Here is an 11,889-nt window from a genome sequence, read left to right as displayed (position 1 = left end):
TGGTTACCCCTTCATCCGGTTGACGTCGTCCACGGCAATCGTGCCCCGGCCGCGGAAGTAGATGACGAGAATGGCAAGCCCGATCGCCGCCTCGCCCGCCGCCACCGTCAGCACGAACATCGCGAAGATCTGGCCGACGAGGTCGTGCAGGAAGGCGCTGAACGCCACGAAGTTGATGTTCACCGCCAGCAGGATCAGCTCGATCGCCATGAGGATGACGATCACGTTCTTGCGATTGAGGAAGATCCCCAGCACGCCGAGCACGAACAGGATCGAGCTCACCGCCACATAATGTTCGATACCAATCACAGCGTCACCCCCTGCCCGATGGCGGGCTTGACGTTGACCGTCGCGTCCTCAGGCCGGCGCGCGACCTGGCGGCCCACGTTCTGCCCGCGCGTATCGCCGCGCTGGCGGTGCGTCAGCACGATCGCGCCGATCATCGCGACAAGCAGGATGATCCCCGCCGCCTCGAACAGGAACAGGTAGCGCGTGTAGAGCAGCGCGCCGATGGCGGCGGTATTGGAAAGCCCCTCCGGCGTCGCCGAAGCGCCATCCGCCACGCCCAGCTGCAGCGCACCGGCGTGCCAGACGCCAACGCCCATGCCGAGCTCGACCAGCAGCACCAGTGCAATCAGCAGCCCCAGCGGCGCATTCTTGATGAACCCGGCGCGCATTTCCGAAAAGTCGATGTCGAGCATCATGACCACGAACAGGAACAGCACCGCGACCGCGCCGACATAGACGATGACCAGCAGCATCGCGATGAACTCCGCACCCACCAGCACCATCAGCCCCGCCGCGTTGAAGAACGACAGGATCAGCCACAGCACCGAATGCACCGGATTGCGGGCGAAGATCACGGAAAGCGCGCTGAACAGCATGATCGCCGTGAACAGATAGAAGGCAAAGACCTGGATCATGTGGCGCGGCCCCTAGCGGTACGGTGCATCGGCTTCAAGGTTCGCGGCCAGCGCACGCTCCCACTTGTCCCCGTTGGCGAGCAGCTTGGTCTTGTCGTAGAGCAATTCCTCGCGCGTTTCGGTCGCGTATTCGAAGTTCGGCCCCTCGACGATGGCATCGACCGGGCAGGCTTCCTGGCAAAAGCCGCAGAAGATGCACTTGGTCATGTCGATGTCATAGCGCGTGGTGCGGCGGCTGCCGTCGTCACGCGGCTCGGCCTCGATGGTGATCGCCTGCGCCGGGCACACCGCCTCGCACAGCTTGCACGCAATGCAGCGCTCCTCGCCATTGGGATAACGGCGCAGCGCATGCTCACCGCGAAAGCGCGGGGAGAGCGGGTTCTTCTCGAACGGGTAGTTGATCGTCGCCTTGGGCTTGAAGAGGTACTTAAAGGTCAGCCAGTGCGCCTTGAGGAACTCCCACAGCGTGAAGCTCTTGATGATCTGCGAGACGGTCATTCTATTGCTCCACCGGCTTGGCCGGTTCGGTCACGGACTGACACCCATATCCGGGCATCTGGAAGAGAGATGGGTGCTTCATAGAAAGCCAGAAGAACGCCCCCTGACCACCTGAATGAACATCGGAAAAGCAAGTAAAGGCAACGCGGCGCTTGGCACCCTCGGACCAGACGAGTCCGTTGGACCTGCCCATGCAGCCAAACGATACCTCAGCCTGTGCTGCCGCCACGGTCCGGTTGTCCGGCCAAGTCAACGTCCAGCTCTTTCCGTCGCCATGTTCAACCAACGTCAGGTCTACGCGCGATGCAGCCTTCTTGAGTTGGCCGGGGCTGGTGAAATACTGGCATGAGTAGATCTGGTCAGCGGCATAGGCGTTGGCAGGTGCCCACCCAGCACACAGGGCAGCCGCCAAACTCATGACCAAGGAGCGTGTGGAGGTAGCGTGCATCACGCGTAGTGCCCCGTCGCCATCAGATACCCGCTGATCGCGAACACGAAGAACAGCGAAAGCGGCAGGAAGATCTTCCAGCCCAGCCGCATCAGCTGGTCATAGCGGTAGCGCGGCACCGTCGCCTTGACCCAGCTGAAGATGAAGAAGAAGCCGCAGATCTTGATCACCAGCCACACCACACCCGGCAGCAGATAGAGCACCGGAATGTCCAGCGGCGGCAGCCAGCCGCCCCAGAACAGGGTGGCATTCAGCGCGCACATCAGCAGCACGTTGGCATATTCGCCCAGCCAATAGAGCGCGAAGGCCATCGAGGAATATTCGGTCTGATAGCCCGCAACGAGCTCGCTTTCCGCCTCGGTCAGGTCGAACGGTGCACGCGCGGTTTCGGCCATGCCGGAGATCAGGAACATCACCCAGACCGGGAACAGCAGCGGGTTCGCCACGAAACCGTTGATGATCCAGACGTGGTCCTTCTGCGCCTTGACGATCTCATTCAGATTGAACGAACCCGCCCACAGCACCACACAGATCAGGATGAACCCGATCGAGACTTCATAGGAAATCATCTGAGCGGACGCACGCATCGCGCTGAAAAACGGGTATTTCGAGTTGGACGACCAGCCCGCGATCACCACCCCGTAAACCCCCAGCGACGAGATCGCGAGGACATAGAGCAGGCCGACATTGATATCCGCCAGCACCGCGCCCGAATTGAACGGGATCACCGCCCAGGCCATCAGCGCCACGGTGAAGGTGATGATCGGGGCGATCAGGAACAGACCCTTGTTCGCCGCCGAAGGAATGATGGTTTCCTGCAGGAACACCTTCAGTCCGTCCGCAAACGACTGGAGGATGCCGAACGGCCCCACCACGTTGGGCCCGCGCCGCAGCGCCATCGAGGCCCAGATCTTGCGGTCGGCATAGATCACCAGCGCCACCGCCAGCATCACCGGCAGGGCGATCAGCAGGATTTCCAGCACCGTGGAAAGGCCCCAGGCAGCCTCGTAGGAAAGGCCGAGCGCTTCAAAAAACGGGATCATTCCGCGGCCTCCGCAAAAGTCTCGCCGTGCAGCAGTTCTGCCGAGCAGCGCTGCAGCGTCGGGCTCGAACGCGCGATGGCGTTCGTGAGGTAGTGGTCCTTGATCGGGTAGCCCGCGATCACGCCCTCCGCCTTCGCCCCATGAGGAGCCGCAGGAAGTGCGCCATAATCGGCCAGCCCTTCCGAACCCAGCGCAGGCACTTCGGCAATCATCGCCGCGCGCAGCTGTTCGAAGCTATCGAAGCCGACCGAAACCCCCAGCGCATCGGCCATGGCGCGCAGGATCGTCCAGTCCTCGCGCGCGTCGCCCGGTGCATAGACCGCGCGTTCGGAATACTGCACGCGGCCTTCGGTGTTGACGTAAGTGCCGTCCTTCTCGGTGAAGGCCGCCGCCGGCAGGATGACGTCCGCCGCATGCGCCGCCTTGTCACCATGGTGGCCGATATGCACGATCATCGAGCCGGCAAACTTGGTGTAATCCACCTCGTCCGCCCCCAGCGAGATCACCATCTTGGGGCTAGCGGCAACCAGATCGCCCAGCCCGCCCGGCTGCGCATAGCCCAGCATCAGCCCGCCCATGCGGCTCGCGGCCATGTGCAGCACGTTGAAGCCGTTCCACTCTTCGGTGACCAGCTTGAACCGCTCGGCAAAGGCCAGACCCGCTTCAAGCGCGCCCCTGGCAAGGCCGGCCCCGCCAATCACGATCGCAGGCTTCTTTGCGCCTTCGAACGCGGCCACCACTTCGGCAGGCACATCGTTCAGGATCGCGGCATCATCGCCAAGGAACGCCGCCGGATAAGTCGGCTGCCAGGCCGCGCCGATCACGAAAACCTTCGCGCCTTTCTTGGCCGCCTTGCGCAGCCGGGTGTTCACCAGTGGAGCTTCATCGCGCACGTGGCTGCCCACGATCAGCACCGCGTCGGCCTCCTCGATGCCGTTCAGCGTCGAGTTGAACGCCACGGCGGCCATGTTGCTTGCGGTATAGGCCAGCCCGGTCTGGCGGCCCTCCAGCAAGCTGGACCCCAGCCCGCGCGCCAGGGCCTTGGCGGCAAACATCGTCTCGCAATCGACCTGATCGCCCGCGATCACCGCCACCGCAGCGCCCGGATTGATCTTCGCCACAGCGTCAAACGCCTCAGCCCAGCTCGCGGCGACCAGCTTGCCATCCCGGCGCAGCCACGGCTTATCCAGCCGCCGCCGCGTCAGCCCATCGACCACATAGCGCGCGCGGTCAGACAGCCATTCCTCGTTCACATCGTCGTTCACGCGCGGCAGGATGCGCAGGACCTCACGGCCCCGGCTGTCGATACGGATGTTGGAACCGACCGCGTCGGACACGTCGATGCCCAGCGTCTTCTTCAGCTCCCAAGGCCGCGCCTCGAACGCATAGGGCTTCGAGGTCAGCGCGCCGACCGGGCACAAGTCGATCACATTGGCCGAAAGCTCGTGCTTCGCCGCGCCTTCAAGGTACGTCGAAATCTGCATCCCCTCGCCCCGATAGAGCGCGCCGATCTCGTCCACGCCAGCGATCTCTTCCGAGAAGCGCACGCAGCGGGTGCAGTGGATGCAGCGGGTCATCGTCGTCTTGATCAGCGGGCCCATGTACTTGTCGGTTACGGCGCGCTTGTTCTCGTCATAGCGCGACTTGCCCCGGCCATAAGCGACCGACTGGTCCTGCAGATCGCATTCGCCGCCCTGATCGCAGATCGGGCAATCGAGCGGGTGGTTGATGAGGAGAAACTCCATCACCCCTTCGCGCGCCTTCCTGACCATTTCGCTGTCGGTGCGGATTTCCTGCCCCTCGGAGGCTGGCAGCGCGCACGAAGCCTGCGGCTTGGGCGGCCCGGGCTTCACTTCGACCAGACACATGCGGCAATTGCCCGCAATGCTGAGCCGCTCGTGATAGCAGAAGCGGGGGATTTCCTTGCCCGCCAGCTCGCACGCCTGCAGCACCGTCGCGCCTGCGGGGACTTCGAGCTCTACGCCATCTACTTTGAGTTTAGGCATTATTCTGCTGCCTCTTGCATCGCGCTGTTCTCGGCAATCCGGCGCTCGATCTCGGGCCGGAAGTGCTTGATCAGGCCCTGGATCGGCCAGGCCGCCGCGTCGCCCAGCGCGCAGATGGTGTGGCCTTCGACCTGCTTGGTCACCTGCTGGAGCATGTCGATCTCTTCGACTGCTGCATCACCGGTGCGCAGGCGTTCCATCACGCGCCACATCCAGCCGGTGCCTTCGCGGCACGGCGTGCACTGGCCGCAGCTTTCGTGCTTGTAGAAGTACGAAAGGCGGGCAATCGCGCGGACAATATCGGTGGACTTGTCCATCACGATCACCGCCGCCGTGCCGAGGCCCGAGCCGACGGCCTTGAGCCCGTCAAAGTCCATCGGCGCGTCCCAGATTTCCGCTGCCGGCACCAAGGGCACCGAGGAACCGCCGGGGATCACCGCGAGCAGATTGTCGCGCCCGCCGCGAATGCCGCCGCAGTGCTTTTCGATCAGCTCGCTGAACGGAATGCTCATCGCCTCTTCCACCACGCAGGGCCGCTCAACATGCCCGCTGATCTGGAAGAGCTTGGTGCCCTTGTTGTTGTCGCGCCCGAAGGACGAGAACCACGAAGCGCCGCGCCGCAGGATCGTCGGCGCGACCGCGATGCTCTCGACATTGTTCACCGTCGTCGGGCAGCCATAGAGCCCTGCGCCTGCCGGGAACGGCGGCTTGAGGCGCGGCTGGCCCTTCTTGCCCTCAAGGCTCTCGATCATCGCGGTCTCTTCGCCGCAGATGTAGGCGCCCGCGCCCCGGTGCACGAACACATCGAAATCATAGCCCGAACCGCAGGCGTTCTTGCCCAGCAGCCCTGCCTCATAGGCTTCCGCCACCGCCGCAAACAGCGTCTCGGCCTCGCGGATATATTCGCCGCGAATGTAGATGTAGGCGGCCCGTGCGCGCATCGCATAGCCCGCGACCAACGCGCCTTCGATCAGCTTGTGCGGATCGTGGCGGATGATCTCGCGGTCCTTGCACGAACCCGGCTCGGACTCGTCGGCATTGATGACGAGGAAACTCGGACGGCCGTCCTTCGATTCCTTGGGCATGAACGACCACTTCATGCCGGTCGGGAACCCCGCACCGCCACGACCGCGCAGGCCGGAGTCCTTGATTTCCTGAATGATCGCGTCCTGCCCGCGCTCCATCAGGGCCTTGGTATTGTCCCAATCCCCGCGCGCCTGCGCCGCTTTCAGGTTCCACGGCTGGTAGCCGTAGAGGTTGGTGAAAATGCGGTCCTTGTCAGCGAGCATTGTCCGCTCCGTTCTTCTTCGGCGCATCGCCGCGCGTCGCAAAGGCGATCAGCAGCGCGGCAACGGCAATCGCCCAGCCGCCGAGCGAGCCGTCACGCGCCAGATCGAGCATGCCCAGCCCCATCAGCACCGCACCCACGGCAATCAGGATTGGCTTGAGGGCCATCACCATTCCCCCCGGTAATCGTGGTTGGCGGTCGCCATCGCGGTCAGCGAACTGAGCGCGCCGGCCGGCTCGACGGTGTGACGGCCCGGCAGCTGCGTGCCCGTCTTGGGCTGCTTGCCCGCGGCGAGTTCATCGAGGATGCGCGTCATGTCCGCCGCGGTCAGGTCCTCGTAGTTGTCGTCATTGATCTGGACCATCGGCGCGGAGGAGCAGTTTCCCATGCATTCCACTTCGGTCAGCGTGAACAGGCCGTCGTCGGTCGTGTGGCCCTTATGGAGCCCGCGCGCCTTGCAAGCCGCCATGATGTCGTCAGACCCGCGCAGCATGCACGGCGTCGTCCCGCAGACCTGCACGTGGAAGCGGCCGATGGGGGCGATGTTGTACATCGTGTAGAACGTTGCGACTTCGACCACGCGGATGATCGGCATGTCGAGCTGCTGCGCCACATATTCCATCACCGGAATTGGCAGCCAGCCTTGCGTATTCTCCTCGGCGCCGACCTGGCGCTGCGCCAGATCGAGCAGCGGCATCACCGCCGAACGCTGCCGCCCGGCCGGATAGCGCGCGATGATGTCCTTGGCCTTCTCGGCGTTCTCCGCCGTCCAGACAAAGCTGCCCCAACGCGCCCGCAGCGCGGGGGTATCGGGTTCGATATGACGGTCAGCCACGTGTATTCCCCAATCTCGTCGGCCCCGCACACCCTTTCGTCACCCCCGCGAAGGCGGGGGTCCAGAGCCCACAAGCACCGCCGCGCGACTGGATTCCCGCCTTCGCGGGAATGACGAAGAAAAGATGGTGAGCCATCAGCGAATGAACTCCACCCGAGAGCACTTATCGCCCTCAAAAGAATAGACAGCGATCACATCGAACGGCTCGACCAGCGCCGAACCATCGGTCGAGGCCCCGCGCGTCACATGCTCACGCATCACAACATAAGCGCCGATGGCCTGCGCCTCGACGATCTCGGCATGGTTCTGCGGCCAGCGAGCGAAAGCGGCGGCAAGGCCGGAACGCGTGCCTTCCTTGCCTTCGCGCACGACATCACCGCGATAGTTCGCCTCGCAGGCATCGTCGGTCATGTAGGAGACGTAAGTATCCACATCCTGGGCGTTGTAAGCAGCGATCATGGCCTTGGCGGTGGCGAGGCCCGACATCAGAAGACTCCGTCCGTTGATGTCTCAGCGTTGGCCGGCTTGCCGATGATAGCCCAGATAAGGGCCAGAATCCAACCGATCCCGGTCCAGCCAGCCAGCAAATTAAGTGCCAAAACAAGCCACTTCTTTGCATGCTTGCGGCTGAACGCGATTATAGTTGGCGCGAATGATAGCGGCAAAACGATCAGCAAAACGATCAAATGGGGCAGAGAAAGGCTCATCACCGGTCACACTCCCCGAACACCACATCGATGGCGCCCAGAATGGCGGTCGCGTCGGGGAGCATGTGGCCCTTCGACATGAAGTCCATCGCCTGCAGGTGCGAAAATGCAGTCGGCCGGATCTTGCAGCGGTACGGTTTGTTCGAACCGTCCGACACGAGATAGACGCCGAACTCGCCCTTGGGGCTTTCGGTCGCGACGTAGACTTCGCCCGCCGGCACGTGGAAGCCTTCGGTGTAGAGCTTGAAGTGATGGATCAGCGCTTCCATCGATTGCTTCATCTCGCCGCGCTTGGGCGGCACGACCTTGCGGTCGCTGCTCGAAACCGGGCCTTCGGGCATTTCCGCAAGGCACTGCTTCATGATGCGCGCGGACTGGCGCACTTCTTCGACGCGGACCATGAACCGGTCGTAGCAATCCGAGCGCGTGCCCACCGGGATCTCGAAGTCCATACGGTCATAGACGTCGTAGGGCTGACTCTTGCGCAGGTCCCACGGAATGCCCGCCGCGCGGATCATCGGGCCGGAAAAGCCCCAGGCAATCGCGTCCTCGCGGCTCACCACCGCGATATCGACATTGCGCTGCTTGAAGATGCGGTTGTCGACCACGAGGCTCATCGCGTCCTCGAAGATCTGCGGCAGCCGCGTGTCGAGCCAGTCGGCAATGTCGGTCAGCAGCTTGAGCGGCACGTCCTGGTGCACGCCGCCGGGGCGGAACCACGCCGCATGCATGCGCGCACCCGAAGCGCGTTCGAAGAAGTTGAGGCAGTCCTCGCGGATCTCGAACAGCCACAGGTTCGGCGTCATCGCGCCGACGTCCATTACGTGCGAACCGAGGTTCAGCATGTGGTTACAGATGCGCGTCAGTTCGGCAAACAGGACGCGCAAATACTGCGCGCGCAGCGGCACTTCGATGTTGAGCAGCTTCTCGATCGCCAGCACATAGGAGTGCTCCATCGCGAGAGGCGAGCAGTAGTCCAGCCGGTCAAAGTAGGGCAGCGCCTGCAGGTAGGTCTTGTGCTCGATCAGCTTTTCGGTGCCGCGGTGGAGCAGGCCGACATGCGGATCGATCCGCTCGATGATCTCGCCGTCCAGCTCCATCACCATGCGCAGCACGCCGTGCGCCGCCGGGTGCTGCGGGCCGAAGTTGATCGTGTAGTTGCTGATGACCTCATCGCTGGTGGTGGGCGACTGTTCCAGTTGCAGGCTCATGCCTCGCCTCCATCGGTCTTCGGCTTGCGCGTCCGCTTGGGCTTTTCAGCCTCACCCCCAACAGGCACCGTCGGCTGCTTCTTCGCGCGCGGCTTGCGGGCCGGGCGATCCTCGGTCGGATCAGGGGCGCTGGGTGCGGGTGTCGCGCTATCCGCCGGCGCGCCGGGCGAAACGGGCTCCGAGGCCTTCGCATTGGCAGGCTCGCCCGCCCCGGTGTCGGCCTTGGTTTCGGTCGTCTTGGGCGTGTCCGCCTTGCGAGCGGCGGGCGCAGCGGCCGGCGCGGGAGGCGGCGCAGCGGCCTTCTCGTCACCCGGCAGCACGTAGTCCGCGCCTTCCCACGGGCTCATGAAATCGAACTGCCGCAGGTCCTGCGCCAGCTCGACCTTCTCGTAGACCACGCGCTTGTCCTCTTCCGAATAGCGCAGCTCGACATAGCCGGTCAGCGGGAAGTCCTTGCGGAACGGATGGCCCTGGAAGCCGTAGTCGGTGAGGATGCGGCGCAAGTCCGGGTGTCCGGCGAACAGCACGCCGTACATGTCGTAGACTTCTCGCTCGTACCAGTTGGCGTTCGGCCAGAGCACCGTCGCGGTCGGCACCGGGGTTGCCTCATCGGTCGAGACCTTGACGATCAGGCGGTGGTTCTTCGTCAGCGAAAGCAGGCAGTAGACGACCTCGAACCGCTCGGGCCGCGAGGGATAGTCGGCCCCCGCGATGTCCATCAGCTGCTGGTAATGGTGCTCATCGCGAAGGGCGCGCAGCACATCGACGATCCGCTCGCGCACGACATGGATCACGATTTCGCCGTGCTGCTCGCGCGCGGAAATTACATCTGCGCCAAGCGCGCCGCTCAGCGTTTCCAGCACGCCATCAAACGGCGAATAGCGGGGGGCGGGATGAAGCACAGTCATGCCAGAGCCCTTTCCGCTGGCGCCGCGCCAACGTGCTTCGACAGGCTCAGCACGAGCGGGGTTGGGGTAAGGACCACACACAAGGTCCGCTCATCCTGAGCTTGTCGAAGGATCACAGCGCTCACCGCTCCAGCGTCCCCATCCGGCGGATTTTCCGCTGCAGCTGCATCACGCCATACAGCAGTGCCTCTGCCGTCGGCGGGCAGCCCGGTACGTAGATATCGACGGGCACGATGCGATCGCAGCCGCGCACCACCGAATAGCTGTAGTGGTAATAGCCGCCGCCATTGGCGCAGCTGCCCATCGAGATGACGTACTTGGGATCCGACATCTGATCGTAGACCTTGCGCAGCGCCGGGGCCATCTTGTTGCACAGCGTGCCGGCCACGATCATCACGTCCGACTGGCGCGGGGACGCGCGCGGGGCGACCCCGAAGCGTTCCATGTCATAGCGCGGCATGTTCACATGGATCATCTCGACCGCGCAGCAGGCGAGCCCGAAGGTCATCCACCACAGCGAGCCGGTGCGCGCCCACTGGAACAGTTCCTCGGTGCCGACGACAAGAAAACCCTTGTCCGAAACCTCGGCATTGAGGCCGTCGAAGAAAGCCTGATCGGGCGCGGTCGGCAGGTCTGCCGCGGTCGCCGGGATGATCGAAGAGGAACCCACGGTGCTCATTCCCAGTCCAGCGCCCCTTTCTTCCAGGCGTAGATAAAGCCGATGATCAGTTCGAACAGGAACACCATCATCGTGCCCCAGCCGGCCCAGCCGCTTTCCTTGAGGCTCACCGCCCAGGGAAACAGGAACGCTGCTTCAAGGTCGAAGATGATGAACAGGATCGCCACGAGGTAGAAGCGCACGTCGAACTGGCTGCGCGGGTCTTCGAACGCGGGGAAGCCGCACTCATACTCGCTGAGTTTTTCGGCGTTCGGATTGTGCGCGCCGGTCAGCCGGGCCACCCCCATCGGCAGGAACACGAAAGCGCAGGAAAGCGCGAGCGCGATGCCGAGGAAGATGAGGATCGGCAGATAGTGCGCGAGATAGGGCAGTGATTGGGCCAAGGGGCTGACTCGCCTGTTTCTATGTCGTGCGCGCCCTAGTCCCGGCAGCCCGCCTGCGCAAGTGCGGCATAGCCCGATGAGGCTCTAATATCTCGCTTTTGTCTGTGGATGACCCCGCGCAGCGCAGTTTTGCGTGCTCTTTGGCGCTGCATACGAATGTTCAAATAGTAATAACGCTTCGCATTCTCAAAAACCCTGCCACAGGAACACCGGCCACGCCGCCACCGCGAGCAAGGTCCCAAGTGGTAGCATCGTGTCGGGCGTGATGTGCTTGCCCGCGCGCCACAGCACGGCCGCGACCGCCAACCCGGCAAGGCTCCCCACCAGCAGCGTGTGGATTACCCCAAGCGGCCCCAGCCACAGCCCGATCGCGCCCAGCAGCGGGGGATCACCGCCGCCCAGCCCTTCCTGACCGCGCCAGGCCTGATAGCCCTGCCCCAGCAGCCACAGCACCGCGAACCCGAAGACCCCGCCGACGAGCGACTGGACAAGGATCATGACGTCATCGGCCCAGTATCCCATGACCAGCGCAAACAGCGCGCCGGTTGCCCCCAGCAGCGCCGAAAGTTGGCGCGGCAGCCACATATGGCGCAAGTCCAGCATTGCCAGCAGCAGCAGCTGCCAGCCGAGCAGCATGGCCCAGATCGGAAAGTAGCTCAGCAGTACGGCGATCGCGCCGATCGCCGAGCCGCCCACTTCTGCCGCGAGCTGCCAGCGATCGATGGCAGAGCCGCACTCGCGGCACTTCCCGCCCTGGATCACCCACGAAACGATCGGGATAAGCTCGGCCGGAGTCAGCTCCTTGTCGCACGTGTCGCACATCGAGCGCCCCACCAGCACCGACCGCCCATCGGGCAGCCGCACCAGCGCAGCGCCGAGGAAGCTTCCAACGACCGCGCCCAGCACCATGGCGCCAAGGATCAGCACGAGCGTCAATTCACCGATCCCCGCATAGCTTTG

At 63.8% G+C, this 11,889-nt stretch carries 16 protein-coding genes; all 16 read right to left on the bottom strand.

The features are described 5' to 3' along the window. Nucleotides 1-3: 3 nt before the first annotated feature. The 16 genes from nuoK to ACO056_RS09710 all read right to left on the bottom strand — a co-directional run bounded on the left by nuoK (nucleotide 4) and on the right by ACO056_RS09710 (nucleotide 11,856). Entirely contained in the window at nucleotides 4-309 is a 306-nt protein-coding gene (gene nuoK / locus ACO056_RS09785) for an NADH-quinone oxidoreductase subunit NuoK (RefSeq protein WP_147158224.1), read from the bottom strand. Beyond that, on the bottom strand, nucleotides 306-923 hold the full coding sequence (locus ACO056_RS09780) for an NADH-quinone oxidoreductase subunit J (RefSeq protein WP_421846229.1): 618 nt from the start codon (nucleotides 921-923) through the stop codon (nucleotides 306-308). Before ACO056_RS09780 ends, nuoK begins: the two co-directional genes overlap by 4 nt. Nucleotides 924-935: 12 nt before the next feature. Beyond that, nucleotides 936-1,421 carry an NADH-quinone oxidoreductase subunit NuoI gene (gene nuoI / locus ACO056_RS09775; RefSeq protein ID WP_421846228.1) on the bottom strand — a complete coding sequence of 162 codons (486 nt, stop codon included), beginning with the start codon at nucleotides 1,419-1,421 and terminating at the stop codon, nucleotides 936-938. 1 nt (nucleotide 1,422) lies between these two features. After that, a complete protein-coding gene (locus ACO056_RS09770) occupies nucleotides 1,423-1,872 on the bottom strand; it encodes a hypothetical protein (protein WP_421846227.1) in 450 nt (149 codons plus the stop codon). After that, nucleotides 1,869-2,912, bottom strand: a complete 1,044-nt coding sequence (nuoH, locus tag ACO056_RS09765; protein ID WP_421846226.1) for an NADH-quinone oxidoreductase subunit NuoH — start codon at nucleotides 2,910-2,912, stop codon at nucleotides 1,869-1,871. The genes ACO056_RS09770 and nuoH overlap by 4 nt, the downstream gene beginning before the upstream one ends. Then, nucleotides 2,909-4,918: an NADH-quinone oxidoreductase subunit NuoG gene (gene nuoG, locus ACO056_RS09760; RefSeq protein WP_421846225.1), complete on the bottom strand. Its 2,010-nt coding sequence runs from the start codon at nucleotides 4,916-4,918 to the stop codon at nucleotides 2,909-2,911. Before nuoG ends, nuoH begins: the two co-directional genes overlap by 4 nt. Beyond that, nucleotides 4,918-6,207, bottom strand: coding sequence for an NADH-quinone oxidoreductase subunit NuoF (gene nuoF, locus ACO056_RS09755; RefSeq protein ID WP_421846224.1), 1,290 nt, complete (start codon nucleotides 6,205-6,207; stop codon nucleotides 4,918-4,920). Before nuoF ends, nuoG begins: the two co-directional genes overlap by 1 nt. Next, a complete protein-coding gene (locus tag ACO056_RS09750; protein ID WP_421846223.1) occupies nucleotides 6,197-6,373 on the bottom strand; it encodes a hypothetical protein in 177 nt (58 codons plus the stop codon). Before ACO056_RS09750 ends, nuoF begins: the two co-directional genes overlap by 11 nt. After that, nucleotides 6,373-7,041 (bottom strand): complex I 24 kDa subunit family protein, encoded by a 669-nt coding sequence (locus tag ACO056_RS09745; protein WP_421846222.1) that lies wholly within the window; start codon nucleotides 7,039-7,041, stop codon nucleotides 6,373-6,375. Before ACO056_RS09745 ends, ACO056_RS09750 begins: the two co-directional genes overlap by 1 nt. A 135-nt stretch (nucleotides 7,042-7,176) precedes the next feature. After that, nucleotides 7,177-7,527 carry a nuclear transport factor 2 family protein gene (locus tag ACO056_RS09740; protein ID WP_421846221.1) on the bottom strand — a complete coding sequence of 117 codons (351 nt, stop codon included), beginning with the start codon at nucleotides 7,525-7,527 and terminating at the stop codon, nucleotides 7,177-7,179. Continuing rightward, the gene (locus tag ACO056_RS09735) at nucleotides 7,527-7,748 is read right to left on the bottom strand and encodes a superinfection immunity protein (protein WP_421846220.1); all 222 of its coding nucleotides are present in this window, start codon (nucleotides 7,746-7,748) and stop codon (nucleotides 7,527-7,529) included. Before ACO056_RS09735 ends, ACO056_RS09740 begins: the two co-directional genes overlap by 1 nt. Beyond that, nucleotides 7,748-8,959, bottom strand: coding sequence for an NADH-quinone oxidoreductase subunit D (locus ACO056_RS09730; protein WP_421846219.1), 1,212 nt, complete (start codon nucleotides 8,957-8,959; stop codon nucleotides 7,748-7,750). Before ACO056_RS09730 ends, ACO056_RS09735 begins: the two co-directional genes overlap by 1 nt. Continuing rightward, nucleotides 8,956-9,867 (bottom strand): NADH-quinone oxidoreductase subunit C, encoded by a 912-nt coding sequence (locus ACO056_RS09725; protein WP_421846218.1) that lies wholly within the window; start codon nucleotides 9,865-9,867, stop codon nucleotides 8,956-8,958. Before ACO056_RS09725 ends, ACO056_RS09730 begins: the two co-directional genes overlap by 4 nt. 121 nt (nucleotides 9,868-9,988) lie before the next feature. Then, a complete protein-coding gene (locus ACO056_RS09720; RefSeq protein WP_421846217.1) occupies nucleotides 9,989-10,546 on the bottom strand; it encodes a NuoB/complex I 20 kDa subunit family protein in 558 nt (185 codons plus the stop codon). After that, on the bottom strand, nucleotides 10,543-10,929 hold the full coding sequence (locus ACO056_RS09715) for an NADH-quinone oxidoreductase subunit A (RefSeq protein WP_421846216.1): 387 nt from the start codon (nucleotides 10,927-10,929) through the stop codon (nucleotides 10,543-10,545). Before ACO056_RS09715 ends, ACO056_RS09720 begins: the two co-directional genes overlap by 4 nt. 186 nt (nucleotides 10,930-11,115) lie before the next feature. Next, on the bottom strand, nucleotides 11,116-11,856 hold the full coding sequence (locus tag ACO056_RS09710; protein WP_421855451.1) for a prepilin peptidase: 741 nt from the start codon (nucleotides 11,854-11,856) through the stop codon (nucleotides 11,116-11,118). Nucleotides 11,857-11,889 lie beyond the last annotated feature (33 nt).

Source organism: Novosphingobium sp. (assembly GCF_965228995.1).
Taxonomy (GTDB): domain Bacteria; phylum Pseudomonadota; class Alphaproteobacteria; order Sphingomonadales; family Sphingomonadaceae; genus Novosphingobium.
This window is presented reverse-complemented; position numbering and strand designations above follow the sequence as displayed.